This is a genomic window from Clostridium sulfidigenes (assembly GCF_000732635.1).
Lineage (GTDB): Bacteria > Bacillota > Clostridia > Clostridiales > Clostridiaceae > Clostridium_J > Clostridium_J sulfidigenes.
Map to the genome: position 1 here is coordinate 16,217 of NZ_JPMD01000018.1, position 26,192 is coordinate 42,408.

Annotated in this window: 24 protein-coding genes; 22 read left to right on the top strand and 2 right to left on the bottom strand. The window is 29.9% G+C overall.

From position 1 onward, the window contains the following. The first annotated feature begins 5 nt into the window (after positions 1-5). From IO99_RS08110 to IO99_RS08145, 8 genes are all read left to right on the top strand, one after another. Positions 6-644 carry an NAD(P)-dependent oxidoreductase gene (locus IO99_RS08110; RefSeq protein ID WP_035132258.1) on the top strand — a complete coding sequence of 213 codons (639 nt, stop codon included), beginning with the start codon at positions 6-8 and terminating at the stop codon, positions 642-644. Between the two features lie 32 nt (positions 645-676). Beyond that, complete coding sequence (hemC, locus tag IO99_RS08115; protein WP_035132259.1) at positions 677-1,549, top strand: hydroxymethylbilane synthase; 873 nt, start codon at positions 677-679, stop codon at positions 1,547-1,549. A 19-nt stretch (positions 1,550-1,568) separates the two neighbouring features. Then, a complete protein-coding gene (gene cobA / locus IO99_RS08120) occupies positions 1,569-3,023 on the top strand; it encodes a uroporphyrinogen-III C-methyltransferase (protein ID WP_035132260.1) in 1,455 nt (484 codons plus the stop codon). Between the two features lie 59 nt (positions 3,024-3,082). Continuing rightward, positions 3,083-4,048 carry a porphobilinogen synthase gene (hemB, locus tag IO99_RS08125; RefSeq protein WP_035132261.1) on the top strand — a complete coding sequence of 322 codons (966 nt, stop codon included), beginning with the start codon at positions 3,083-3,085 and terminating at the stop codon, positions 4,046-4,048. A 202-nt stretch (positions 4,049-4,250) separates the two neighbouring features. Further along, on the top strand, positions 4,251-6,029 hold the full coding sequence (locus IO99_RS08130; RefSeq protein ID WP_035132263.1) for an aminopeptidase P family protein: 1,779 nt from the start codon (positions 4,251-4,253) through the stop codon (positions 6,027-6,029). Between the two features lie 366 nt (positions 6,030-6,395). Beyond that, positions 6,396-6,827, top strand: a complete 432-nt coding sequence (locus IO99_RS08135; protein WP_035132265.1) for an NfeD family protein — start codon at positions 6,396-6,398, stop codon at positions 6,825-6,827. Further along, positions 6,828-7,769, top strand: coding sequence for an SPFH domain-containing protein (locus tag IO99_RS08140; RefSeq protein ID WP_035132267.1), 942 nt, complete (start codon positions 6,828-6,830; stop codon positions 7,767-7,769). Positions 7,770-7,957: 188 nt separating this feature from the next. Beyond that, complete coding sequence (locus IO99_RS08145) at positions 7,958-8,431, top strand: hypothetical protein (RefSeq protein ID WP_035132269.1); 474 nt, start codon at positions 7,958-7,960, stop codon at positions 8,429-8,431. Positions 8,432-8,488: 57 nt separating this feature from the next. On the opposite strand, the gene asnB is transcribed toward IO99_RS08145, so the two are convergent. Beyond that, a complete protein-coding gene (gene asnB / locus IO99_RS08150; protein WP_035132270.1) occupies positions 8,489-10,354 on the bottom strand; it encodes an asparagine synthase (glutamine-hydrolyzing) in 1,866 nt (621 codons plus the stop codon). A 307-nt stretch (positions 10,355-10,661) separates the two neighbouring features. On the opposite strand from asnB, the gene IO99_RS08155 reads away from it, so the two are divergent. The 10 genes from IO99_RS08155 (at position 10,662) to IO99_RS08185 (ending at position 21,138) form a co-directional block, all read left to right on the top strand. Beyond that, positions 10,662-11,228 carry a DEAD/DEAH box helicase family protein gene (locus IO99_RS08155; protein WP_035132272.1) on the top strand — a complete coding sequence of 189 codons (567 nt, stop codon included), beginning with the start codon at positions 10,662-10,664 and terminating at the stop codon, positions 11,226-11,228. A gap of 195 nt (positions 11,229-11,423) precedes the next feature. Further along, positions 11,424-11,753, top strand: coding sequence for a HesB-like protein (locus tag IO99_RS08160; protein WP_035132274.1), 330 nt, complete (start codon positions 11,424-11,426; stop codon positions 11,751-11,753). Between the two features lie 222 nt (positions 11,754-11,975). After that, a complete protein-coding gene (locus IO99_RS19875) occupies positions 11,976-12,086 on the top strand; it encodes an iron-sulfur cluster assembly accessory protein (protein WP_479723507.1) in 111 nt (36 codons plus the stop codon). A gap of 60 nt (positions 12,087-12,146) precedes the next feature. Next, positions 12,147-12,305: an iron-sulfur cluster assembly accessory protein gene (locus IO99_RS19480; RefSeq protein ID WP_242844114.1), complete on the top strand. Its 159-nt coding sequence runs from the start codon at positions 12,147-12,149 to the stop codon at positions 12,303-12,305. Positions 12,306-12,473: 168 nt separating this feature from the next. Then, positions 12,474-12,644: a hypothetical protein gene (locus IO99_RS19315; protein ID WP_167403110.1), complete on the top strand. Its 171-nt coding sequence runs from the start codon at positions 12,474-12,476 to the stop codon at positions 12,642-12,644. A 216-nt stretch (positions 12,645-12,860) separates the two neighbouring features. Further along, complete coding sequence (gene miaB, locus IO99_RS08165; protein WP_035132276.1) at positions 12,861-14,219, top strand: tRNA (N6-isopentenyl adenosine(37)-C2)-methylthiotransferase MiaB; 1,359 nt, start codon at positions 12,861-12,863, stop codon at positions 14,217-14,219. A gap of 47 nt (positions 14,220-14,266) precedes the next feature. Continuing rightward, positions 14,267-16,891: a DNA mismatch repair protein MutS gene (mutS, locus tag IO99_RS08170; protein ID WP_035132278.1), complete on the top strand. Its 2,625-nt coding sequence runs from the start codon at positions 14,267-14,269 to the stop codon at positions 16,889-16,891. A 29-nt stretch (positions 16,892-16,920) separates the two neighbouring features. Further along, a complete protein-coding gene (mutL, locus tag IO99_RS08175) occupies positions 16,921-18,774 on the top strand; it encodes a DNA mismatch repair endonuclease MutL (RefSeq protein WP_035132280.1) in 1,854 nt (617 codons plus the stop codon). Positions 18,775-18,792: 18 nt separating this feature from the next. Continuing rightward, positions 18,793-19,734 (top strand): tRNA (adenosine(37)-N6)-dimethylallyltransferase MiaA, encoded by a 942-nt coding sequence (gene miaA / locus IO99_RS08180; protein ID WP_035132281.1) that lies wholly within the window; start codon positions 18,793-18,795, stop codon positions 19,732-19,734. A 120-nt stretch (positions 19,735-19,854) separates the two neighbouring features. Further along, entirely contained in the window at positions 19,855-21,138 is a 1,284-nt protein-coding gene (locus IO99_RS08185) for a methionine gamma-lyase family protein (protein WP_035132283.1), read from the top strand. 74 nt (positions 21,139-21,212) lie between these two features. Here IO99_RS08185 and lexA read toward each other — a convergent pair whose 3' ends face one another. Continuing rightward, on the bottom strand, positions 21,213-21,821 hold the full coding sequence (lexA, locus tag IO99_RS08190) for a transcriptional repressor LexA (protein WP_035132284.1): 609 nt from the start codon (positions 21,819-21,821) through the stop codon (positions 21,213-21,215). Positions 21,822-21,935: 114 nt separating this feature from the next. On the opposite strand from lexA, the gene IO99_RS08195 reads away from it, so the two are divergent. The 4 genes from IO99_RS08195 to IO99_RS08215 all read left to right on the top strand — a co-directional run bounded on the left by IO99_RS08195 (position 21,936) and on the right by IO99_RS08215 (position 26,004). Beyond that, complete coding sequence (locus IO99_RS08195; protein ID WP_035132285.1) at positions 21,936-23,192, top strand: DEAD/DEAH box helicase; 1,257 nt, start codon at positions 21,936-21,938, stop codon at positions 23,190-23,192. Between the two features lie 66 nt (positions 23,193-23,258). Beyond that, positions 23,259-23,861: a protein kinase gene (locus IO99_RS08200; RefSeq protein ID WP_035132286.1), complete on the top strand. Its 603-nt coding sequence runs from the start codon at positions 23,259-23,261 to the stop codon at positions 23,859-23,861. Positions 23,862-23,998: 137 nt separating this feature from the next. Further along, positions 23,999-24,685 (top strand): peptidylprolyl isomerase, encoded by a 687-nt coding sequence (locus tag IO99_RS08205; RefSeq protein WP_084178126.1) that lies wholly within the window; start codon positions 23,999-24,001, stop codon positions 24,683-24,685. A gap of 455 nt (positions 24,686-25,140) precedes the next feature. Beyond that, complete coding sequence (locus IO99_RS08215) at positions 25,141-26,004, top strand: hypothetical protein (protein WP_035132288.1); 864 nt, start codon at positions 25,141-25,143, stop codon at positions 26,002-26,004. Positions 26,005-26,192: the final 188 nt, after the last annotated feature.

The following is a 26,192-nucleotide window of genomic DNA, read 5'->3' on the forward strand; positions in this document are numbered from 1 at the left end:
TTCTCATGGATAGTTTTAATGATTCCGTATTTATTTCATTGAATGGTATGAATACTAAAGTTTTAATATTAGGAGGAGGAAAAAGTGCTTTAATAAAAGCTAAAACTCTTTTAAATAGTAGGTTTGTGGTTCATTGCATCTCGGAACAGTTTACAGATGAATTTAAATTGTTAGATGGTGCTTATGATAATTTGAAACTTCTGGATATAACTTTTACTAATGAGTTATTGGAGGATTATCATTTAATTATAATTTGCACAAATGATTCTAAATTCAACGAAAATATTAGGAATATATGCAACAGTAAAAATAAAATTTTTATTGATACTACCTTTCCGGAGAATTCTAAAGCTGTTCTTTGTGCTACAGGAAGAAGTGAAAATATTGCTTTGGGGCTTCGAATTAAAGGAAAAAATCCTAAAGCATCGGTATTTTTATGCAATAAGGCAAAGGAGTATCTTCAGAGCTTTGACAATTATATAGAATTTATAACTCATATTAGAAATAATGTAACAACTTTAAATAATAAAAGTGAAATTCTAAATTTTATATGTTCTGAAGATTTTCTTTTCTTCTTTAACCATGGATACCATATTGAGATTTTGCAATTATTTTATTCAGATTTAATAAATGAATGGGTATAGATTTAAATTATACAATGAATGGAGGAGTAGAATTGAATTTAAAATTAGCTACACGAAAAAGTAAGCTTGCTCAAGTTCAAACTGATTATGTAATGGATTTGGTTGAAGAGCTACATAATATAAAATGTGAAAAGGTTCTTACAGATACTTTAGGAGATAAAAGACTTGATGTAACGTTAGATAAAATAGGTGGAAAGGGAGTCTTTATAAAAGAGTTAGAAAAATTAATGATTGATGGAAAAGCACATGGAGGAGTCCATAGTATGAAGGATGTGCCATATGAGCTACCAGATGGTTTCTCTATTGCTGCTACGCCAATAAGGGAAGATGTAAGGGATGCCTTTGTTTCTATGAATGGTGTTTCATTTTTTAATTTACCTAAGGGGGCTAGAGTTGGTACTAGTAGTAAAAGAAGAAGTGAGCAAATTCTCCTTTTAAGACCAGACATTGAAATAGTTCCTGTAAGAGGTAATGTTCAAACAAGAATTGACAAGATTGAAAATGAAAACTTAGACGGAATAGTATTAGCAGCTGCTGGATTAAAGAGATTGGGATTAGAAGGAATTATTACCAATTATTTTGAAACAAATGAAATAATTCCTGCTATTGCACAAGGAGCTTTAGGTATAGAAATTCATGAGAGTTGTGAGTATGCAGATGAATTAAGGGCTCTAGATAATGAGGAAGTTAGAATTTGCGTAGAAGCTGAAAGAAGTTTTATGAGAGAGTTAAAAGGTGATTGTCATTCTACTATTGGTGCATATGCTTCTATAGAAGATGATGTAATGACTATTATGGGTATATATGAAGTCAATGGTAATTTAGTAAAAGACACTATAATAGGAAATAAAGAAGAATATTTAAACTTAGGAAAAAAATTATCACAAGTTATCTTAAATAAGTAGATATTTAATAGGAGGATTTATGGGAAAGGTTTATTTAATTGGAGGTGGTCCAGGATCACCAGACTTAATAACATTAAGAGCTATAAAGGTTTTAAGAGAATGTACAGCTATACTTTATGACAGATTATCTGGTTCTGAAATATTAAAATATGTAAATAGAGATGCAAAACTTTATTATTGTGGAAAAGAGCCAGGATGTCACTATAAAACTCAGGAAGAGATTAATGATACCTTAGTTAAATTAGCAAAAGAAGGGCATATTGTAGGAAGAATTAAAGGTGGAGATCCATATATATTTGGTCGTGGTGGTGAAGAAGCTTTGGCTCTAATAGATGAAAATATTGATTTTGAAGTAGTACCAGGTATAACTTCACCTATTGCAGCACTCAATTATGGTGGCATACCTGTAACTCATAGGAAGATTGCCCAGAGTTTTCATGTCTTTACAGCTAAAAGTGCAGCTGGTTTAAACTTAGATTTTGAAACTATAGCTAAATTAAAGGGTACTTTAATTTTTATGATGGGTTATGAACAATTAGGAGGCATTTGCGACGGCCTTATTACTGCTGGATTAAGAGAAGAAACTCCAGTAGCTCTCGTAATGAGTGGAACTACCTCTAATCAAAAGAAAGCAGTAGGAACTTTAAAAGATATAACTGAAATAGCAAAGGAAAAGGGCATATCAAATCCATCTATCATTGTAGTGGGAGAAGTAGTTAAATTCAATGATAAGTTGAATTGGTTTGAGAAGTTACCTCTATTTGGAAGAAATATTTGCATAACTAGGAGTAAAGCTCAAAGCAGGGAAATTGGCGATGAACTATCTAAATTAGGAGCTTCAGTTACAGAAATAAATTCTATTGCAATAGAACCTAATCCTGAAAGTATTAAAGCTATTGAAAATAAATTAGAAGACTATAAGTATATATTATTAACTAGTATTAATGGAGTTGAAATGCTATTTAATGCATTATACCATAACAGTATAGATATAAGAAAAATTAAAGGTGAGTTTGTTTCTATAGGAGATGCTACTACTAAAGCTTTAAAAGCTAAGGGAATAATTCCAACTTTAACAGCAGAGGAGTTTACTGGTGAAGGTTTATTTAAAGCTATAGAACTAAAGGTTTCCTTAGGAGATAAGATATTAATTCCACGCTCAAAAAAGGGGAGAGACTATATTGTAAATGAACTTCGAAATATTGGAGCTGAGGTAGATGATATACCAGTATATGACACAGTTATTGGTGAAAACCCTAATATAGTTTCTTTTGATAATTGTGATACAGTTGTATTTACTAGTCCTAGCACCGTAGAAAATATGATTACTTTAGTTGGAATAGATAAGGTAAAAGAAAAATCAATTATATCAATAGGACCTATTACTTCAAAGGCATTAAACATTCATCAATTATCCTATACACAATGTGATAAAATTGGAACTCAAGGTATTATAGATACCTTAATAAAATAAATTTTTTAAAGACTGAAAGGTAGGTGTATCATGCCTTGCATTAATAGGCCATGTTTATTATGTTCAAAAGATATAGAAGATTAAGAGAAACTAGTGCAATAAGAGATATGGTACGTGAAACTATTTTAAATAGTAATGATTTTATATACCCAATTTTTGTGGTTGAAGGAGAAAATATTAAAGAAGAGATTCCATCTCTGGTAGGGAATTACCACTGGTCTTTAGATAGATTACCAGAAGTTATAGATGAAGTTATTGCTGCAGGAGTAAAAGGTATAATCTTATTTGGACTTCCGGATGAGAAGGATGAAATTGCTTCTTCAGCTTTCTGTGAAGAGGGTATAGTTCAAAGAGCAATAAGAAAAGTCAAAGAAATCTCTAAGGAATTATTTGTTATTACCGATGTATGCATGTGTCAATACACTTCTCACGGTCATTGTGGAGTTATTAAAAATGAGAGAGTAGATAATGATGAAACCTTAAAGTACTTAGCTAAGATTGCACTTTCGCATGCTAAAGCTGGAGCTGACATGATTGCACCTTCAGATATGATGGATGGTAGAGTTAAAGCCATAAGAGATATCTTAGATGAAAACGGATTTAAGCATATATCTATAATGAGTTATAGTGCAAAATATAGTTCTGCTATGTATGGTCCTTTTAGAGCAGCTGCAAATTCAGCTCCTCAATTTGGAGATAGAAGCAGCTATCAAATGGATCCTGCTAATGGTAAGGAAGCTATGAGAGAAATCGCAGCTGATATTGAAGAAGGTGCTGATATAGTAATGGTTAAACCAGCTATATTATATTTAGACATAATAAAAGAGGCCAGTATGACTTTTAATATGCCTATAGCTGCCTACAATGTCAGTGGAGAATATGCTATGATAAAAAATGCAGGAGAAAATGGATTAATTGATGAAAAAAGAGCTGCTCTTGAAATGTTAATTTCAATAAAAAGAGCTGGTGCTAAATTAATTATCACTTACTATGCATTAGAAGCAAGTAAATGGATTAAAGAATAAATAGATTTAACATAAAAACTCATTGTAATAAAGCAATGAGTTTTTTTATACCACAATAATTAGAAATCAGAATTTAGAGATTTGGTATAATGAATAATTTTAAAACAAAATTCATATTTATAAATTATATCATTGATTGTATAAAATTTTAGCAGTATAATAGGTTTAGATGTTTATTAGTAGAAAATAGGGGTGAATATGGATGAATGTTAAAGAAAAAATTGAAAGCCTAAGAAGGGCTATGAAGGAAAATCAATTATCAGCTTACATTATTCCTAGTTTTGATTCTCATCAAAGTGAATATGTAGCTGAATACTTCAAAGCTAGAGCATGGATTTCAGGCTTTACAGGTTCAGCAGGAACTGTAGTGGTAACTCTTAATAGAGCAATACTATGGGCAGATGGTCGTTATTATATTCAAGCTGAAAAGCAACTATCTGGTACAGGAATAGAGCTTTTTAAAATGGGACAACCTAAGGTTCCTACTTTCACAGAATTTCTAAAAAAAGAACTTAATCCAGGAGATATAGTTGGTTTTGATGGTTCTGTAATGCCTATTGGAATATATAAAACTATGACAGAAACATTTAAAAGCAGAAAAATAAAAATAAATCCAGAAAAGGATTTAATATCTCCAATTTGGAGTGATAGGCCAGCTATGCCTAATACAAAGGTGTTTCTTCATGATGTTAAATTTGCAGGTAAATCAGCATCAGAAAAACTTGCTATTATTCGTGAAAAGATGAAGGAAATAGGGGCTGAATATTACGTATTAAGTTCCTTAGATGATATCGCTTGGACATTAAATATTAGGGGAAATGATGTAGAAAGCAGTCCTGTAACAATATCTTATTTATTAATTAGCATGGATTCTGTTAAGTTTTTCATAGATAATAATAAATTAACTGATGAAGTTATATCCAATCTAAAGGCTTCTTCTGTAGATATATTAAAGTATAATGAGATATTCAATAACTTAAAAGAACTTAAAGATACATCTATATTATTTGATCCAAATAAAACTAATGTGAAAATTCTTACCTCATTAAATGAATCTATTTCTAAAATCGAAAAAAGAAATATAACTACAGATTTAAAAGCTATAAAGAATGAAGTTGAAAGAAGTAACTTTAGAAACTGTACTATAAAAGATGGAGTTGCTATGGTTAAGTTTATAAAGTACTTAAAAGAAAATGTAGGTAAAGAAGAAATATCTGAGATGTCAGCCACAGATACTCTAATTAAATTGAGAAGTGAACAAGAGTATTTTGTTGAACCAAGTTTTTCAACTATAGCTGCCTATAAAGAGCATGCTGCCATGATGCATTATTCTGCTACGCCAGAAAGTAATTATATTTTAAAGCCAGAAGGGTTATTCTTAGTGGATTCAGGTGGACAATATTATGATGGAACTACAGATATAACAAGAACCATAGTTCTGGGTGAATTGACCGAAGAAGAAAGAAGAGACTTTACTCTTGTAGTTAAGAGTAATTTAGCTTTAACTATGGCTAAGTTCTTATATGGGGCTACTGGATCTAATTTAGATATTATTGCAAGAACACCACTTTGGGAAGCAGGAATTGACTATAAATGTGGAACTGGTCATGGCGTTGGATTCTTTCTTAATGTTCATGAAGGACCACAAAACTTCTCACAAGCTCCTAATACAGTAGTATTTGAAGAAGGAATGAATGTTACAAATGAACCTGGTGTATATAAAGAAGGTAAGCATGGTATTAGAATAGAGAATTTACTATTTGTTACTAAAGACAATGAAACAGAATATGGGGGACAATTTATGAAGTTTGATGTAGCTACCTATTGTCCTATAGATTTAGATGGTATAAAAATAGATATGCTTACAGAAAAGGAAAAATTATTCTTAAATAATTATCATAAAGAAGTATATAAATTGCTATCACCTTATCTAAATACAGAAGAAAAAGAATTTTTGAAGAAAGAAACTAGAGAAGTTTAAACTTGTATTACAAATTATTGTTTCATAACAAAACAAAAATCATCTCTACATAATAGGGATGATTTTTATTATAGCATTTTAATATTATAGCATTTTAACTATTCCGGATATTATAATTAGTAACATACCTATAAACAAATAACTGAACATATTAGAATCACGGTTCATGGCAATACCTCCAAACTTACTGGTGTTTATATGTACACTTATAATATATACGCTATATAGGTGGAAAAAATACCTAATTAAATAATATAAAAAAATATAATATTTTACTATAATGTGATATAATTATACTTAATACACAAGCATATAATAATTTATATATGCTTGTTAATATTATTTAAATTTGAGAGGTGATATTTAATGGATTTAAACTGGATTTGGTTTGGATTACTTATTTTTGTAATAGTTGTAGATATAACTACAAGTAGTTTTACCTTTTCATGGTTAGGGTTAGGATTTATTCCTGCTTTTATTGCAGGATATTTTGTAGACTTTACTACACAAATATGGATTGCTTTAATACTAGGAACTATTGCAATTATATTTGGATTAAAGGTGTCTAAAAAATATATTAACGTAAATCTACCAACTGAAAAACCATTGGTTGGCAAGTATGAAGATAGAGAGTTTGTATCTGAAGTTAAATTAGAAAGTAATAGGGAATGTAGAATAAAAGTTAACGAAGTTTATTGGACAGCTAGAAATATAGGTGAAGATATAAATATTGGTGATACTTTTAAGGTGTTAAAAATTGAAAATAATAAATTGATAATTAAAAAAGGAGTGATTTAAATGGAATTAGTAATTGGTGTTTTAGTCATACTATTTGTAGTTCTAGTCATCATAATTTCATCAGTTAAAGTAGTTAACACTGGTTCTAACTATGTTATGGAGAGGTTTGGTCAATTTTATAAGGTGTTAGAACCTGGCTGGCACTTAACAATACCTTTTGTGGACTTTATTAGGAAGAAAGTATCTGTTAAACAACAAATACTTGATATACCACCACAAAACGTAATAACTAAAGATAATGTTAATATTTCTGTAGATAACGTTATATTTTATCAAGTTTTAAGTGCAAAGGATGCAGTTTATAACATAGAAAACTATGTTCAAGGTATAATGTATTCCACTATAACTAATATGAGAAATATTTTAGGTGATATGACTCTAGATGAAGTATTAGCAGGAAGGGACCTTATAAACTCAAAATTATTACAAATCGTTGATAATGTTACTGATGCTTATGGAATTAAGTTATTGTCTGTAGAAATTAAAAATATTGTACCTCCATCAGAAATTCAACAGGCTATGGAAAAACAAATGAGAGCTGAAAGAGATAAGAGGGCTATGATTCTCCAAGCAGAAGGATCAAGACAATCAGAAATTGAAAAAGCTGAAGGAGAAAAGAGAAGTAAAATACTTGCTGCTGAAGCGGAAAAAGAAGCAAATATTAGAAGAGCAGAAGGATTAAAAGAATCTCAATTACTAGAGGCAGAAGGTAAAGCAAAAGCTATTGAAAAAATTTCAGAAGCAGAAGCAGAAGCGATAAGAAGAGTAAATGAAGCGATAATTCAATCAGGAACTAATGAAACTGTTATAGCTTTAAAACAAGTTGAAGCTCTTAAAGAAATGGCTAATAATCCTGCTAACAAGCTTATATTACCAAATGAAACACTATCTTCTCTTGGAAGTATCGCAGCTATTGGTGAAATGTTAAAAAATAATAAATAGTAATAAAACAAAGCATTAGGATACACCCTAATGCTTTGTTTTATATATAAATAATCACAATATCTATATTAAAATGTTGAAATTATTAAATAAATATTGTAAAAAATTCTATATTAGCATATACTCTTAATACAGTGAAATGAGAAAGTTTATATAAATATATAATTTAAAAGGTAGGTGAAAATTTTATGAATAATTTAAACATTGATTTAGACTTAATGTTAGAGCTTAGCTTATCAGAAACAAGAGGTGAAGGGGAATGTTATTTAAACTTAAATGATGGTGAATTTTCTTACATTCCTCAAAGTATTATAGAAGCATTAAAGGATGAATCCAAATTTGATAAACTTGAAAGTTGGGAAAAGGAATTAGCTACGGAAGCAGAAGATGTTACTATGAACTATAGTGATAATTATCTTTATATTCCACTAATAGATGAAAGTATATTAGTGAATTCCATGAAAAGCTACTTAGATACTTTAAGTCCTAATGACAAAAATGAAATTTATAGTAAGGTTGATTGGTCAAATCCTCTATTAACTTTTAATAGAGTTTTAATTAATAAAGACAAATTAGATGAATTTTATACCTTTAGAGATGAATTTTTAATTAATCATTTAATTGATTGGTTAAAAGAGAATAACATAAGTGTAGTTAAATAGTTTTATAATACAAATAAAAAGACGTAGAATTCTTATTAGAGTTCTACGTCTTTAATCTTAATCTAGAAAAGGAGTTTCTCTTTCTATATATACTTTATGCCAAATTAAGAATATAAGTATTGTCCAAATCTTTCTACTTAAGTCAAATGGACCCTTTCTATGATCTTCTACTAATTTAATAGCAGCAGCTTTATTTACAAATTCATCAGCGTTACTATTTTTTATTATGTCCATAGCCCATTGATAAAGTTCATCCTTAAGCCATAATCTTATTGGAACTGGGTATCCTAGTTTTTTTCTATCTAGAGCAGTTAAGAATGGTAATTCTGATTTAAAAGACTCTCTTAATAAGTATTTTGTTACATGACCATTGATTTTTTCATCTGCAGTGAGCTTTGAAGCAACTTTAAACACTTCTTTATCTAGGAATGGTACCCTAAGCTCTAAAGAATGAGCCATAGTCATTCTATCGGCTTTAACAAGGATATCTCCTGTAAGCCATGTATTAAAATCTACAAACTGCATTTGAGTAATAGGGTCATACTGAGCAGCTCTATCATAGATATCATTCATAGATCGCTTAATTGTATATTTTGACTCATACTTATTAAGTATTCCTTCTTTTTCATCATCTAAGAAGATTTTTGCATTACCCACATAACGCTCTCTCATAGGAGTACAGCCTCTATCAATAAAGCTTTTTCCTCTTGTTCCTTCTGGTATAAGGGATGCACCAGATTTTAAGGCTTTCTTTAAGAAGCCAGGTACATAATCAAACATTTTTAACGAATTAGGTTCATGGTAAATAGTATATCCACCAAATACCTCGTCAGCGCCTTCTCCAGATAAAATAACTGTAACATGCTTAGCTGCTTCTTTTGCTATAAAATAAAGTGGTATAGCTGCAGGGTCTGCTACGGGTTCATCCATATGCCAAATTATTTTAGGTAATTCATTGGCAAATTCTTCATAAGAAACTATTTTACTTATGTTTTCTAGCCCTAGTTTATCAGCTGATTCTCTAGCTAAATCAATTTCACTATATCCATTTCGGTCAAAACCTATGGTAAAGGTCTTTAAGTCCGGCATGTGTTTTTTTGCTAAAGCAGTTACTACAGTAGAATCAATCCCACCTGATAAGAAAGATGCAACAGGAACCTCAGATTGCATATGCAGTTCAACGGAATCTTCTATGGCCTTACGAATTTCTTCCATCTTTTCATCTTTAGGTCCTGGAGTAGGGTTAAACTTGATCGAATAATAGCAACTTATTTCATGAGCTTTACCTAATTCTTTCTTTATAATATGACCTGGTTTTAAAACCTTTATATCCTTTAGTAGAGTTTTAGGTTCAGGTACAAATTGGAATGTAAGATAGTCATGAAGTGCTCCATTATCAATATCAACACAGTCGCTATCTGGATTAGCATGAAAACTCTTAAGCTCAGAAGCTACATAAAGTCCAGTTTCATTTTCTGTATAATAAAATGGCTTTATTCCAAATGGATCTCTTCCACCTAAGAATACTTTTTTCTTTCTATCCCAAATAATAAATGAGAACATTCCTCTAAGTTTCTCAACAAACTTATCTCCTAAATGAGTATATAATGTAGCTATTACTTCTACCTCTGAGTTAGTAGTAAAACTATAGCCTTCTTTTATTAATTCATCTCTTAAAGATATATAATTATATATTTCTCCATTAAAAACTATTTCTAATTCATCCTTATAAGAGTAGGGTTGAATTCCGTTTGCCAAATCAAGAATACTTAGTCTTTTAAAACCTAAATAAACATTTTCGTCCATATACTCTCCATCTTGAGTTGGGCCTCTATGTTTAATAACTTCTCTCATATCACGAAGAGTTTCTTTCTTTTCTTCTAGTATTTTAGAATTGCTAAAAAACGTTACAAATCCGCACATCGATAATCCTCCTTAGTGTTTATACACATAAAAATATTTTACAATATATATCTATCTTAATCAATATATTCATTATTATATAATTAGTAGTACCTAACTATTATTTCTATCACATAGTATACCATATTTCTACATGAAAAGTTATATAAGTTGGATAACTTTTCAACCAGGATAAGAACTTTAAAATGGTTGTAATAAAATGTAAAAATAATCAGATAATTATTTTATGGAAAAAAAAGGTAATTAAATATTGTAATAGAATAATAATAATAGAATCAATATGGTATTAATTAAGGGGAGAGAGATTATGAGTAATTGTTGCGGTAAAAATATCTGTTTTTATTATTATGGAGAGGATCATTTGGTGATTAATCTATATAAATACATAAAACAGCAAATAGAAAATAATAACTATGTTTATCTTTATGTAGATGAAGATATATATAAATTACTTACTAATAATTTAGATTCAAATGAAAGATTAATGATAGAAAATATTAAGATGAGTAGTATATTAATGTCATCCTATAATGAAAATATAAACTCTACCATGATTTCAAAGTTTTTTAGAGATCTTAAAGCCAAAGCTTCAAATTCAGGATTTTGGGGAGGTTGCTTTATAATAGATGGTGCTAAGATATTAAATAATACATGCAATACAATATTTCAAGAATTTATTAAAGCTTTATCTAATATATGCGAAGAGGAACGTATAGATATATTGACATCCTATGACTTTTTAGATTATGTAAATAGAGGAAAAACTATTACTGAAGACATTATGAGAGGCTCCTATAAATACCATGATTATAGGATGTTTGGAAATGAAATTTTACCAATAGAATCCTTTCAAGTAGAGAGTAATATAGTATAGAAAAATTTGGCTATTACATTCTCTTATAGGTAATAAAGTTCTATAGAAAAGAGTGATAAATAAGTCTATTGACACACATAACGGCTATGATATTATATAAATATAAATGACATTGAAATTATTTATATTTAATGTCATAAAGATTTAATTATATCGAGATAATAGTTAGTATATATAGAAAAGAGGAAGAAAAATATGTCAATAGTTAATATAAGTGATAAAGCTACTACTGAATTCTTACAATTTTTAAAGGATAATGAAGTTACCACAGATACAGTAAGAATTCATTTTGCAGGTATGGGTTGTGGTGGTGCTGTATTTAATCTAGTTTTAGATGAGAAAAAAGATACTGATAACATAGAAGTAGTAGAAGGACTTACATTTTTAGTAGATAAGGGAGTTACTGAGCAATTTGGTGAATTAACAATTCTTTCTGCAGACGAAAATGGTAGAGGTGGGTTCTCAATAGAACCAGAAAAAAAACCAGAAGGTGGCGGTTGTGCTGGTTGCACAAGTTGCGGTTAAATTTAATAAATAATAATTATATTACTGAAAGTGCAGTGTTAAACTTGTTTAATATTGCACTTTTTTTAGTATGTATATTTATTTCAAATAAAATCTATTAATAAATCCAATGATAAATACAATTGACATTCATAGTAATATTTATTAGTGTAATAAATATGTAGATTCATTGACATAATAGTAATGTATCTATAAAACTGAAAAGGAAAAGAGGTAAAAATTATGTCAACAGTTAAAATAAGTGATAAAGCTACCGTTGAGTTCTTACAATTTTTAAAAGATAATGAAGTTACAGCAGATACAGTAAGAATTCATTTTGCAGGTATGGGATGAGGCGGCCCAACATTTAATCTAGTTTTAGATGAAAAAAAAGATACTGATAACACAGAGGTTGTGGAAGGACTTACATTTTTAGTAGATAAATCTGTAAATGAACAATTTGGAGCTCTTACTATTCTTTCAGGTGAAGAGAATGGTAGAGGTGGATTCTCTATAGAGCCTGAAAAGCAAGCTGAAGGTGGCGGATGTTCAAGTTGTAGCAGCTGCGGCTAGTGCATAAACAAAATCTAATTTAAAGGTAAAAGTGCAATGTTAACTTTATTTAGCATTGTACTTTTCATTTTTTAATATACTTATTTCCATCTATAGAAAACATAACTGAGTATAAAACTTTTTATATTGTTTAAACTAATGGTAACAAATAAGTAGGAGGGAAATATTATGGCAAAAGCAGGAATGAGAAGACCAGATCCAAAAGATTCACATGGTACAGAAAGTAATAAGCATAATCACTTTCCTAAAAATGAAGTTCATCCAGTACCAGAGCTTCAAGGAAGAGCTAAAACTTCTGATAAGAAATCTAAACCAATTAGCTATGATGGAAAATGGTAAAATAATGTGAGAATAAAAATAAAGTACAAATTATGGTAGCAATTTAAACTAAAAGAAGTAATAAGCAGCACTTACTTAAATAAAGAGTAGGTGCTTTTATTATGGTTAGATTACATAGTTTAAAGGATTAATCATTACTTACTAGACTTTCTTTTTATATCTTTTATATGCTATAATACTATAGAAATTCAAAAGGAAAAATGGAGGAAATAGTAAATGAATGAAAATAATAAGATTGATATATATGGTCTAAATAAAAAATTAAAATACTTTATAGAAACATGGGGTTGTCAAATGAATGAAGAGGACTCCGAAAAATTATCTGGTGGATTAAAACCATTAGGATATGTAAGAACTGACTCTAAAGAAGAGGCGGATATAATAATCTTTAATACATGTTGTGTTAGGGAAAATGCTGAGCAAAAGGTAGATGGAAACCTAGGGGCTTTAAAAAAACTAAAAAAAGAGAACCCTAATAAGGTTATTGCTGTTACAGGTTGCATGATGCAACAAGAGGGAATGGCAGACAAAATAATAGGCAAGTTTCCTTTTGTAGACATAATTATAGGAACTCATAATGCTTATAAGTTTACAGAATATCTTGGAAGAGCTTTAGGTGGCGAAAGACCTATAGTAGAAATTTGGGATAAAGAAGCAGATATAATAGAAGGAGCTCCTATTGATAGAGCAAGTACTATAAAAGGCTTTGTTACAATAATGTATGGTTGTAACAACTTCTGTACTTATTGTATAGTTCCCCATGTAAGAGGACGTGAAAGAAGTAGAAACTCTGCTGAAATAATAAAAGAGATAGAGAGTATGGTTAAAGAGGGATATAAAGAAATCACCCTTCTTGGACAAAATGTTAACTCCTATGGTAAGGGATTAGACGAAAATATTAACTTTGCAGAACTTTTAAGAAGAATAAATGAAGTAGATGGTATTGAGAGAGTGAAATTTATGACTTCTCATCCAAAGGACTTAAGTGATGAAGTAATTGATGTAATTGCAGCTGGAGATAAGTTATGTGAATCTATTCATCTTCCAGTACAATCTGGATCATCAAGAATATTAAAAAAGATGAATAGACACTATACTAGAGAGCAGTATTTAGAATCAATTAGAAAAATTAAAGAAAGAATTCCTAATGTAGCATTAACTACAGATATAATTGTAGGATTCCCAGGAGAAACTGAAGAGGATTTTGAAGATACTTTAAGTCTAGTTAAAGAAGTTGAGTATGATTCTGCCTTTACCTTCTTATATTCTAGAAGGGGTGGTACTCCTGCAGACTTAATGTTTGACCAAGTAGATGAAAAAGTTAAAAAAGATAGATTCAATAGATTAGTTGAAGTCGTTAATGAAATTTCTGCTAAGAAAAATAAGCTTTATGATGGGAAAATTGTTGAAGTTCTTGTAGAAGGTGAAAGTAAAAGTGATGATACAAAATTAACCGGAAGGACAAGAACAAGTAAACTAGTTAATTTTACTGGTAATAAAGAAAATATAGGTAAGTTAGTTAATGTTAAAATCACTAAAGCAAATTCTTTTTCATTAATAGGAGAAGAAGTATAAAAGCGACTTTGTCGCTTTTTTTAAATAATTATGAAGGAGAGATATATATGGCATTAACTCCAATGATGCAACAATATTTTCAAATTAAAGATAAATATAAAGAATGTATCTTATTTTTCAGACTAGGCGATTTCTATGAAATGTTCTTTGATGATGCTAAAGTTGCATCAAAGGAGTTAGAGTTAACACTAACGGGAAGAGATTGCGGTCTTGAAGAAAGAGCTCCTATGTGTGGGATTCCTTTTCATGCAGCTAAGAATTATATTGGAGCCTTAATATCAAAAGGGTTTAAGGTAGCTATTTGTGAGCAGGTAGAAGATCCAGCAGTGGCTAAGGGAATTGTAAAGCGTGATGTAGTAAAAATTTATACCCCAGGAACTTACACAGAAGCTTCCTATTTAGATGAGAGTAAAAATAGCTATACAGCTAGTTTATATGTGAAGGAAAATCACATTGCATTGGCCTTTTGTGATGTGTCTACAGGGGATTTCTATACTACTGAATTTAAATATAATATTAATGTACTTATAGATGAGCTATGTAAATTTAATCCTCGAGAGATAATTATTACAGAAAACTTTAACCAAGAGATTATGGATGAAATTATAAGTAGAACATCCTTTTATATATCCCACTTCCAAGATGATAATTTTAATATGGAAGAAGAAGATCTTAAAGAACAATTCTTGAACATAGAAATAGATAAATTATCAGAAATAGTAACTAAAACTTGTAATGGATTAATTAGATATATAAAAGAAACTCAAAAGGTTTCCTTGACTCATATAAACCATATAGAGATATATGATATCTGCACCTATATGACCATAGATGTTAACTCAAGAAGAAACCTTGAACTGGTGGAGAATATCAGAGATAAAGGAAAAACAGGAACTCTTTTATGGGTTATAGATAAAACCAATACATCTATGGGTGGAAGAAGAATTAGGAAGTGGTTAGAAGAGCCTCTAATTATTAAGGAAGATATTTTAAATAGACAAGATGCCATTGAAGAGTTTACCAAGAATATAATCTTAATGGAAGATTTAAAGGAAGCTTTAAATAGCATTTATGATATTGAGAGATTAGTTGGTAAAATAAGCTCTACTGCAATAAATGCAAAGGAACTTATATCATTAAAGCATTCCATTGCTAAAGTTCCAAGGATTAAAGAACTTATTTCTAATCTTACAAGTCCTTTAATGAAGGATGTTTATTCTAACTTAGATGAGCTAAGAGATATTTGGACTTTTCTCGAAAGCTCTATTATGGATGAACCTTCTTTGTCTGTTAAGGAAGGTAATATTATTAAAACTGGTTATAATTCATTAGTAGATGAATTAAGAGAAAGTAAAACTAACGGAAAGCTTTGGCTTGCAAATTTAGAAAATGAAGAGAGAATAGCTACAGGTATAAAATCCCTTAAGATTTCTTATAATAAGGTTTTTGGATATTATATAGAAGTTACAAAATCTAATCTTTCCTCAGTGCCAGAAGGAAGATATATTAGAAAACAAACTTTGTCTAATGCTGAAAGATATATAACTCCTGAGCTTAAGGAGATGGAAGATAAAATCTTAGGAGCAGAAGAGAAATTAATTGCTCTTGAATATTCTATATTTACAGAGATTAGAGAGAAATTAGAAGAAAATATAGAGAGAATGAAAAATACAGCTAAGCTTATATCTGAAATTGACTGTATATGGGCTTTGGCTATGGTTGCTAGAGAACATAACTATGTGAAGCCTGTAATTAATACTGAGGGAATCATAGAAATTCAAGATGGTAGGCACCCAGTTGTAGAAGTCATTACAAAGGCAAATAGCTTTATATCTAATGATACTACCTTAGATCTTGAAGATAATAGACTTATGTTAATTACTGGTCCTAATATGGCTGGTAAGTCTACATATATGAGACAGGTAGCTTTAATTACATTATTAGCTCAAATGGGAAGTTTTGTTCCTGCCAAAGAAGCAAATGTTTCTATTTGTGATAAAATATTTACTAGGATAGGAGCTTCTGATGACTTAGCTGGTGGTAAGAGTACCTTCATGGTAGAAATGTGGGAAGTATCAAATATTCTTAATAATGCTACCAATAAGAGTTTGGTTCTTCTTGATGAAGTTGGTAGAGGTACTAGTACCTACGATGGACTTAGCATTGCATGGGCAGTTATAGAGTATATATGTAAAAATTCAAATATTAAATGCAAAACCCTATTTGCCACTCATTATCATGAATTAACTAAGCTAGAAGGAGAAATTCCAGGCGTGAAGAATTATTCTATTTCAGCAAAAAAAGTAGATAATAATATTATATTCTTACGTAAAATTATAAAGGGTGGAGCAGATGAATCTTATGGTATAGAGGTTGCTAAGCTTGCTGGATTACCTTCAGCAGTAATTACTAGAGCAAGAGAAATTTTAGAAACTTTAGAAGATGGCACTTCAAAAGATATAATCAAAGAAGAAGCGAAAACTGTAATTCCAACTACAGAGAAATTAGAAAAAATAGAAAAAGAAATTTGTTTAACTCAGCAAATAGCTTTTGAAGATGTAGCTATGCAAAACCTAATTGACGAAATTAAATCTATAGATGTACTTAATCTTACACCTATGGATGGATTTAATAAATTATACGATATTATAAAAAAAGCTAAGAATATATAGATAAAATAATTATTTAAGGTGGGTGTATTATGAGAAGAATCAATTTATTATCTGAAAACACTGCCAATAAAATTGCAGCAGGAGAGGTTGTTGAAAGAGCTAGTTCTGTTGTTAAGGAATTAGTGGAAAACAGCCTTGATGCTGACAGTAAAAACATAACTATTGAAATAGAAGATAGTGGCAATAAGCTTATAAGAATCACAGATGATGGACGTGGTATTCATCCTGAAGATATAAAAATAGCTTTTTTGCCTCATGGTACAAGTAAGATAAGTTCCGTAGAGGATATTTACGATATTCAATCCTTTGGATTTCGTGGAGAAGCTCTTGCTAGTATAGCTGCTGTTTCAAAGGTAAGACTAAAATCAAGGATGGAAGCTTTTGATTATGGTAGAGAGATCTATATTGAAGGTGGAAAAGTAATCTATGAGAAAGATGTAGGTTGTAATTTAGGAACGGAAATTGAAGTTAAAGATTTATTCTTCAATACTCCAGGGAGGCAAAAGTTTCTAAAATCACCTCAAAGAGAAAAATCTATAATAAATGACTTGGTATTAAAGCTAGCTCTAGGAAATTATAAGACTTCTATAACCTTAATTAATGATGGAAAACAAACCCTTAGAACCTTTAGTGAAGATGAACTAGATAAAACCCTTAGAATTTTATATGGAAAAGAAGTATATGAAAATGTAATACCAATAGAAAACCATAGCGATATTTTATCTGTATATGGATATATTGGAAAAGAGAGTATTAGTAGAGGGAGTAGAAATAGACAAAGCATTTTTGTAAATAAGAGACTTATTAAAAGTTCTTTAATAACTGCTGCAGTAGAGAATGCATTTAAATCCTTTATTATGGTAAATAAATTTCCCTTCTTCGTTATACACATTGATATATTTCCAGAATTTATAGATCCCAATGTACATCCAACTAAAAATGAAGTTAAGTTTTTAGAGGAAAGAGTTTTATTTAAAACTATATTTGATGGAGTTCATAGTGCATTAAAAGAAAGCTTAAAGAAGAGTTTTATTATACCAGAAGAAATAGAGGATTTAGCTATAGTTCAAGAGGATAAACTACATAAAAGCTATACTTCTTCAGAACCTAGTCAAATTGGATATTTAAATGATAATCACTATACTAGTGAGGATAATAATTTAGGTTATAATAAGGATTTGGGATTTAATAAAGAAGTAAATTATAATGACAAACCTTCTTATATAAGAGAAATTCCTATTGAAAATCAAGTTGAACCTAAAGGAGATAATATATATTATAATAAGGAAATATCAAGGATTCCTAAAATTCCACCAATTAAACTTATTGGACAGTGCTTTAATAGTTATATAATTGGTGAATATTTAGATGAATTGTATTTAATTGATCAGCATGCTGCTCATGAGAAGATATTATTTGAAAAGTATAGAAAAAATATAGGTAATTTCAATGTGGTAAGTCAGATTTTAGCTGTACCTACAATCATTCCATTAACCTTTGATGAATATGCAATTTATAAAGATAATGAAGAAATTTTCTTAAATGCAGGATTTATGGTTGAAAGTTTTGGCGAAAATGACGTGTTAGTTAGAGAGGTTCCAGTGTTTTTGGGGAAACCTCATATAAACAATTTATTTCATGATATGATAGAAAATATAAAATCCATGGGCAGTGGTTTAACCATAGATATAAAATATGATAAAATAGCTTCTCTTGCTTGTAAGGCAGCTGTAAAAGCTAATGATAAATTATCAGATGTAGAGATTTTATCCCTCCTTGAAGAGTTAAGGTATATAGATGAACCATTTACATGTCCACATGGTAGACCTACTATAATTAAATATTCATTAAAGGAAATAGAAAAAAGTTTTAAAAGAATTTAGTATGAAGGGATTAAAGCAATGAAAGATTTATTTATATTAGCAGGACCTACTGGTATTGGCAAAACAAAGATTTCAATTCATATTGCCAAAGAACTTAATGGGGAAATAATATCTGCTGATTCTATGCAGATATATAAGAAGATGGATATTGGATCTGCTAAGATATCCTCAGAAGAGATGAATGGTGTGAAGCATCATCTCATTGATTTTTTAGATCCTAGTGAAAACTTCAGTGTGGCAGAATTTAGTTCTTTGGCAAAGGAAAGCATTGAAGAAATAAGTAGTGAAAATAAGCTTCCCATGCTGGTAGGCGGCACTGGGCTTTATATTAATTCTCTTATTTATAACTATAGTTTTGCTGAAACTAATAAAGATGAAGCTTATCGCAAAGAACTAGAACAGTTAGCCTTAGAAAATGGAGTAGAATATGTTCATGAGCTGTTAAAAGCCGTTGATGAAGTGAGTTATAACAAGTTATATCCAAATGATCTTAAAAGGGTAATTAGAGCTTTAGAGGTTTATAAGGTAACGGGAATTCCTATATCTGAAGCAGCTAAAAATGATGAGATTTTTGATATACCGTACAAAGTTTATTATTATGTATTAAATATGAATAGAGATAAGCTTTATGAAAGAATTAATCATCGTGTTGACTTAATGCTAGACGCTGGTCTTCTAGAAGAAGTAATAAGGTTAGAAAAAGAAGGATATACCACAGATATGCAATCTATGAAGGGAATAGGTTATAAAGAGCTATTACAACATCTTCATGGTGAAGTTTCTAAAGAGAAGGCTATAGAAAATATAAAGCAATTTAGTAGAAATTATGCAAAACGTCAGCTTACTTGGTTTAGAAAAGATCCAAGGGTTAAGTGGATAGACAAGGATGATTTTTCTAATGATGAGGATGTAGCAAAATTTATTATTAATGATTATAAAGAGAAAAAATATAAAGACTAAGTTAATTTTAAATATTGTATAAGATATATAGATAGCTATAAATATTAAGGAATTATTTGCTTAATATTTATAGCTATGTTAGTATTAGAATGTTATTTTATGTTTAAGGAGCGATTTTTTATGATAGAAAAAACTAAAGAGTTTTTAATAAATAACTTTAAAATAAATGAAGAAGTTTTTAATGTATCAGAAGAAGCTTTAAAGGATATTCAAGAGCAATTTTCTATGATGGATGATATTCGAGAATATAATCAATTAAAAGTTCTTAGTGCCTTGCAAGCTGAAAGAGTTAGTGATATGCATTTTACTAATTCTAGTGGATATGGTTATGGTGATGTTGGTAGAGATACTTTAGATAAGGTTTTCGCTAGAGTATTTAATACAGAAGCAGCCCTAGTTAGGCCACACTTTGTAAATGGAACTCATGCTATTGGATGTGCTTTATTTGGCAACCTACGACCAGGAGATACAATGCTGAGTATATGTGGTTCACCTTATGATACCTTACATAACATTATAGGAATAACTAAGGATATAAATATAGGCTCTTTAAAGGAATATGGGGTAAACTATAAGCAATTAGAGTTGACAAGTGCAGGTAAAGTTAATATTGAAGAGGTTGAAAAGACTTTAAAAGAAGACCATAGCATAAAACTTGTACATATTCAAAGATCTACAGGATATGGGTGGAGAAATGCACTGTTAGTAGAGGAAATCGGTAAAATAATAAAGTCAATTAAAGGGATCAAGCCAGAAGTAATTTGCTTTGTTGATAACTGTTATGGAGAATTTATAGATACTATAGAGCCAACAGATGTAGGAGCTGATCTTATAGCTGGTTCCTTAATAAAAAATATTGGTGGAGGAATTGCTCCAACAGGTGGTTACATAGCAGGTAAAGAAGCCTATGTAACTCAAGCAGCATATAGATTGACCATTCCAGGTATAGGCGGAGAGTGTGGTTCTACCTTTGGTGTAATGAGAAGTTTATATCAAGGATTATTTTTAGCTCCTCACGTGGCTATGGAAGCTGTAAAGACAGCTATATTCTGTTCAAGGGTAATGGAACTTTTAGGCTTTGAGGTACTCCCCAAATATGATACTAAGAGAAGTGATATCATACAAGCTGTTAAATTTAATGATAAAGATAAATTAATTCAGTTTTGTAAGGGTATTCAAGCTGGTTCTCCAATAGATTCCTTTGTAGAATGTGAACCTTGGGCTATGCCTGGTTATGAAGATGAAGTAATTATGGCTGCGGGTGCATTTATACAAGGTTCTTCCATTGAACTTTCTGCTGATGCTCCAATAAGAGAGCCATATATAGCATATCTTCAAGGTGGATTGACCTTTGATCATGGAAAAGTTGGAGTTTTAATGGCTATATCTAGAATATTATCTTAATTAGGAGTTAAATTAATAGATATATAATAAATTTATTTTATTATATAAAAATATTAAGAAGCTATTATAGCTTCTTAATATTTTCTATAGATTCCTGATAGTTTACCTAAGATTTTGCAATCGTCAACAATTATTGGCTCCATGGTGGAGTTTTCTGGTTGTAGTCTAATATGCCCATCTTCTTTAAAAAAAGTTTTTATAGTGGCTTCATTTTCTATTAGAGCAACTACAATATCTCCATTAGATGCAATAGAAGTTTTTTCTATTATAGCTAAGTCTTTATCATGGATTCCAGCTTCTATCATACTGTCACCTTGAACTTTAAGTATAAATAATTCATTTGTACTGTTTACAAAGTCAAGGGGGATAGTTAGATAATCTTCTATACTTTCTTGGGCAAGTATAGGAATTCCAGCTGTAACTTTACCTATAATAGGAATATTAATCATTTCTTTTTTATTATGAGGTTCTTGCAGTAATTCTATTGCCCTTGGTTTAGTTGGGTCACGTCTTATTAAGCCTTTTTTCTCAAGTCTAGTAAGATGACCATGAACCGTAGATGTTGAACTTAAATTTACAGCTTCACAAATTTCTCTTACTGAAGGGGGATACCCTTTAGTATTAACTTGATTTTTAATAAACTCATAAATTTCTGATTGTTTACCACTTTTAATTTCAATCATGAAAACACCTCTCAATCTAGATAATTATACCATAAGAAATAAAGAATATCAAACCTTTGTTCTCATATAGGAAAATTATTGTAGTAAATTTAAATAAAAACTGGAGATGAAAAAATGGAAAATTTTTTAGAATTAAATATAAATGCGGAAATAATAAAGGTATTGGAGGAATTAAAGATAACAAAGCCAACTCTAATACAAGAATTATCAATTCCTAAAATATCAGAAAACATGAATGTGATAATGCAAAGTGAAACAGGCAGTGGTAAAACCTTGGCTTATTTGCTACCACTAATTGAGAGAATTGATTATGAAAAAAGAGAAAATCAATTTATAGTCTTAGTTCCTACCCATGAATTAGCCCTTCAAGTAAATGAAGTTTTAAGTACTTTGGGAGATAAATCTTCTTTGAATATAAAGTCTACGGTTATCATGGGGGATGTAAATATAAAAAGACAGGTTGAAAAACTAAAGGAAAAACCTCAATTTGTAATAGGTTCTCCAGGAAGAATACTAGAGCTAATAAAAATGAAAAAAATAAGTGCTCATACAGTTAAAACTATAGTAATTGATGAGTGTGATAAACTTTTAGACAAAAATAATTTAAATATAGTTAAGGATGTTATAAAAACTACACTTAGAGATAGACAATTAGTAATGACTTCTGCCACTTTAACAGAGGAAGCTTTAAGTATTGGGGAAAGCTTAATGAAATCCCCTAAAATCATAAAGTGTAATGATGATTCAACTATAAACCCTAACATAAACAATTTATATATAGTTTGTGATAGGAGGGATAAGATACTTATTCTTAGAAAATTAATGGCAAGTATAAATCCTAGAAAAGCTATTGCCTTTATTAATAAAAGTGATGAAATAGAAATATTAACTACTAAGCTAAAATACCATGGACTAAAGGTGGATGGAATACATGGTAGTTTTGTTAAAAATCAAAGACAAAAAACCATGTTAGACTTTAAATCGGAGCGTATAAACCTTTTGGTATCTTCAGACTTATCTGCAAGGGGATTGGATATAGAGGACGTTACTCATATATTCAATGTAGACTTACCAGAAGATATAAATACTTATGTGCATAGAAGTGGTAGAACAGCTCGTGGAGATAAAAGTGGTACTGTTATATCTATTATTTCACCTAAGGAGATAGCGCAATTAAAAGCTTATAGTAAAAAACTGAATTTTAATCTTACTGAGAAGACTATATCTCACGGAAATATTGAAGATGTAGCTGTTGTGGTTAAAAACTATAAGAAGAGTAATGCACCTTCAGATAAAAGGTCAAAACCATCTGAGAAATCATCAAAACCTAGGAAGAATACTGCTAAAAAGGACAAAAGAGATAAAAGATAGGTATAAGGATAATATAAAGTATATCTTATGCATATAATCTAATAGAGTTCTATCTAGGGAGGAATTATGTCTAGACATTTTACAAATGCAATTTACTTAAGTGATGAAGTGGAGAACATTATAAGGAGTTCTAAATTTCTAGGAAAGGGCAATAATGGAGTGGTATATAGAATTGATAATGAGAGAATTATAAAAATATTTAATGATAAAAAAGTTTGCGAAACAGAGTATGTAATTCTTAAATCATCTATGCATCATCCATCCTTTCCTAAGGTTTTTGACTATGGAGATTTTTTTATTGTAAGAGAGTTTGTAGATGGGATAAGACTTGATAAGTATCTAAATCATAACCCTCTAAATCAGAAACTAGTAAGAAGCCTAGTAGATTTAATAAATGATTTTAAAGAACTTGGTTATAAAAAGTTAGATATACGTTGCAAGGATCTTTATGTACAAGAGGACTTTTCTATCAAAGTTATAGATCCAAAGGATAACTTTGATAGGGAGATGCCTTTTCCACGGCATCTGATGAGAGGTATACTAAAGAGAGATAGTATAGGTGAATTTTTCTATTATCTACAAAGAATAGATAGGAATCTATACGAATCTTGGAGAGGTCAATTTAAAGAATATCTAAAAAGATTAGCTGAGAAAGATAAAAAGCTCTAAGAATGACAGTCTTAGAGCTTTTGTGTTTAATTGGATAATTTTAATCAAAAATTAACTAATTATAGGTTTTATTTTAAAAGATACAATGGTAAACTTATCTAGTAAAACATATAAACCTATGAAAGGAGACGTTTTAAATGAAAAAAAGTACATTAGGAACTTTGATTATTACAGCAATACTTTCCCTTGCATTAATAGGATGCAGTACCTCTAATAAGACTAGTAAAGAGGAAACTAATACTGGAAGTAATGATAATAAAGAAATATATCTTTCAAAGGAAACGGAGAAGAAGGAGGGGGATAAAAATCCAGTAGCTACCATAGAAATGGAAGACGGAAAAATTATAAAGCTGGAGCTTTATCCCGAAATAGCACCAAATACCGTTAGAAACTTTATAAGTCTTGCTAATAGTAAATTTTATGATGGTCTAATATTTCACAGAGTAATTTCAGGCTTTATGATTCAAGGTGGAGATCCTGAAGGAACTGGAATGGGTGGACCTGACTACTCCATATATGGTGAATTTACAAATAATCAGTTTGAAAATACTCTTTTACATACTAAGGGTGTTATATCTATGGCTAGATCAAATGATAAGAATTCTGCTGGATCTCAATTTTTTATAATGCATGGTGATACACCTAGTTTAGATGGAGACTATGCAGCCTTTGGTAAGGTTATAGAAGGTATGGATGTAGTAGACTCTATAGCTCAAGTAGAAACTGGCAGTGATGATAGACCTAAGAAGGATATAAAAATTAAATCCATTTCGGTAGATACCTTTGGAGTTACTTATAATGAACCTGTAAAATATACAAAATAATTTTAAATAAACCTAGCTGTGTTATAGCTAGGTTTATTTTTTTATAAACTCGAGTTCTTGGCTTCAGAGAGATTTTCGAATTGAAGCTTACTAGCAGACTTTTTAGTATCAGTATTTTTAATACTAAGAAGTCGTTATCTTTTAGGAGAAAACGTAGCCCTTTGTTGTTCTCATCGGATAAATACACTGCTACCTCTTTTTGAAGTGTTTAATTTTCCTACGTATACATATTTTTTTATCTACTTCCTCTTTTATTATTACTTAATTATTTCAATATAACTACCATTCAATATAATGTTAGTTATATTGAATGGTTGCTATAATAATTTGCGATAAAAATATGTTTACATAATGTATACGTAGTGTAAACGTGGATAAAATGCTTGTTTACAATGGTAAAATAATGTATACTTAAATCAAGGCGTAATTTTATAAATTTTAAGGATGTGTAATTAATGGATTCAATTTTAAGTGTAAGGATAAGCGAGGAACTAAAAGAGAAATTTCAAAGTTTAGCTGAGGTAGAGGGGATAAATAATAAAGATTTCATGGATCTTATAATAAGGAACTACGAATTAAACAAAGCTTCAACGGGTACAGACTTTATTAAAAGCGATGTAGAAGAGTTACAGAGCATAACAAAAAGAATTTTAGATATATACATAAATATGATAGAAAAGAGCAAGGTTAAGAACTCTGAAGTTATTAATAGTTTTAAAGGAACTTTAGAGGAAGAGACTAATAGAAGTGAAAAATTAAAGGGGAATATAGAAAGTTTAAAAAAAGAACTAGAAGATTTAAAGTTTCATAATAAAGAACTGAAGGATTCGTTAAAGGAATATAAAGAACTTTTAGAAAAAGAGAGAGAAGATATCAAGGGATATAAAGAGTTAAACCTCATGTTAAAGGATAAGGTAAATGAGTTAAATGCCTATAAAAATGAAGCAGAAAGTTTAAGAGCAATAAACCGAAACATGGAAGAGAACTTAAAAAACCTAGAGAGAGAAAAGGAAAGCCTTACTAATAAATTAAATGAGGAATTAAATCATAGTATTGCATTAGAAGATGAAATTCAGGATATGAAGAGTTCTTATGAAAATAAGATTAAGCAGATCTCAGAGGAGTTTAGCAGAGAATTAAGATTAAAAGATGATGAAATAAGGATTTCTATGCAAAAGGAAGTGTTGCAAAAAGAGGAAGAGTACAGAAAAGAAATTTGGTCTATGAAATCTCATTATGATGATAAAATCTCTAAATTGATGGACGATAAAGAACAATTACTACTGAAAATAAGAGATGATATAAACAACAATAAATAATATAAAAAAGAGAGTGTGAAATTATTTCTGTAAATAGCTTTCTATGATAATTATTTTAAAGGCATGGAGGTCATGATGTAGCTACCATGCCTTAATTTTAATATAATAGTAAATAAATTACATGTCAAGAACACCCTTAAACCGGGTGTATTTTTTTATATATTAGCCGTAGGCTTTAAGGAAGWCTT

What these genes read in the sequence shown, in the direction of transcription:
- IO99_RS08110 (WP_035132258.1), top strand. Translation starts at nt 6, where the DNA reads ATGGATAGTTTTAATGATTCCGTATTTATTTCATTGAATGGTATGAAT.
- cobA (WP_035132260.1), top strand. Translation starts at nt 1,569, where the DNA reads ATGGGAAAGGTTTATTTAATTGGAGGTGGTCCAGGATCACCAGACTTA.
- hemB (WP_035132261.1), top strand. Translation starts at nt 3,083, where the DNA reads ATGTTCAAAAGATATAGAAGATTAAGAGAAACTAGTGCAATAAGAGAT.
- IO99_RS08130 (WP_035132263.1), top strand. Translation starts at nt 4,251, where the DNA reads ATGAATGTTAAAGAAAAAATTGAAAGCCTAAGAAGGGCTATGAAGGAA.
- IO99_RS08135 (WP_035132265.1), top strand. Translation starts at nt 6,396, where the DNA reads ATGGATTTAAACTGGATTTGGTTTGGATTACTTATTTTTGTAATAGTT.
- IO99_RS08140 (WP_035132267.1), top strand. Translation starts at nt 6,828, where the DNA reads ATGGAATTAGTAATTGGTGTTTTAGTCATACTATTTGTAGTTCTAGTC.
- IO99_RS08145 (WP_035132269.1), top strand. Translation starts at nt 7,958, where the DNA reads ATGAATAATTTAAACATTGATTTAGACTTAATGTTAGAGCTTAGCTTA.
- asnB (WP_035132270.1), bottom strand. Translation starts at nt 10,354, where the DNA reads ATGTGCGGATTTGTAACGTTTTTTAGCAATTCTAAAATACTAGAAGAA.
- IO99_RS08155 (WP_035132272.1), top strand. Translation starts at nt 10,662, where the DNA reads ATGAGTAATTGTTGCGGTAAAAATATCTGTTTTTATTATTATGGAGAG.
- IO99_RS08160 (WP_035132274.1), top strand. Translation starts at nt 11,424, where the DNA reads ATGTCAATAGTTAATATAAGTGATAAAGCTACTACTGAATTCTTACAA.
- IO99_RS19875 (WP_479723507.1), top strand. Translation starts at nt 11,976, where the DNA reads ATGTCAACAGTTAAAATAAGTGATAAAGCTACCGTTGAGTTCTTACAA.
- IO99_RS19315 (WP_167403110.1), top strand. Translation starts at nt 12,474, where the DNA reads ATGGCAAAAGCAGGAATGAGAAGACCAGATCCAAAAGATTCACATGGT.
- miaB (WP_035132276.1), top strand. Translation starts at nt 12,861, where the DNA reads ATGAATGAAAATAATAAGATTGATATATATGGTCTAAATAAAAAATTA.
- mutS (WP_035132278.1), top strand. Translation starts at nt 14,267, where the DNA reads ATGGCATTAACTCCAATGATGCAACAATATTTTCAAATTAAAGATAAA.
- mutL (WP_035132280.1), top strand. Translation starts at nt 16,921, where the DNA reads ATGAGAAGAATCAATTTATTATCTGAAAACACTGCCAATAAAATTGCA.
- miaA (WP_035132281.1), top strand. Translation starts at nt 18,793, where the DNA reads ATGAAAGATTTATTTATATTAGCAGGACCTACTGGTATTGGCAAAACA.
- IO99_RS08185 (WP_035132283.1), top strand. Translation starts at nt 19,855, where the DNA reads ATGATAGAAAAAACTAAAGAGTTTTTAATAAATAACTTTAAAATAAAT.
- lexA (WP_035132284.1), bottom strand. Translation starts at nt 21,821, where the DNA reads ATGATTGAAATTAAAAGTGGTAAACAATCAGAAATTTATGAGTTTATT.
- IO99_RS08195 (WP_035132285.1), top strand. Translation starts at nt 21,936, where the DNA reads ATGGAAAATTTTTTAGAATTAAATATAAATGCGGAAATAATAAAGGTA.
- IO99_RS08200 (WP_035132286.1), top strand. Translation starts at nt 23,259, where the DNA reads ATGTCTAGACATTTTACAAATGCAATTTACTTAAGTGATGAAGTGGAG.
- IO99_RS08205 (WP_084178126.1), top strand. Translation starts at nt 23,999, where the DNA reads ATGAAAAAAAGTACATTAGGAACTTTGATTATTACAGCAATACTTTCC.
- IO99_RS08215 (WP_035132288.1), top strand. Translation starts at nt 25,141, where the DNA reads ATGGATTCAATTTTAAGTGTAAGGATAAGCGAGGAACTAAAAGAGAAA.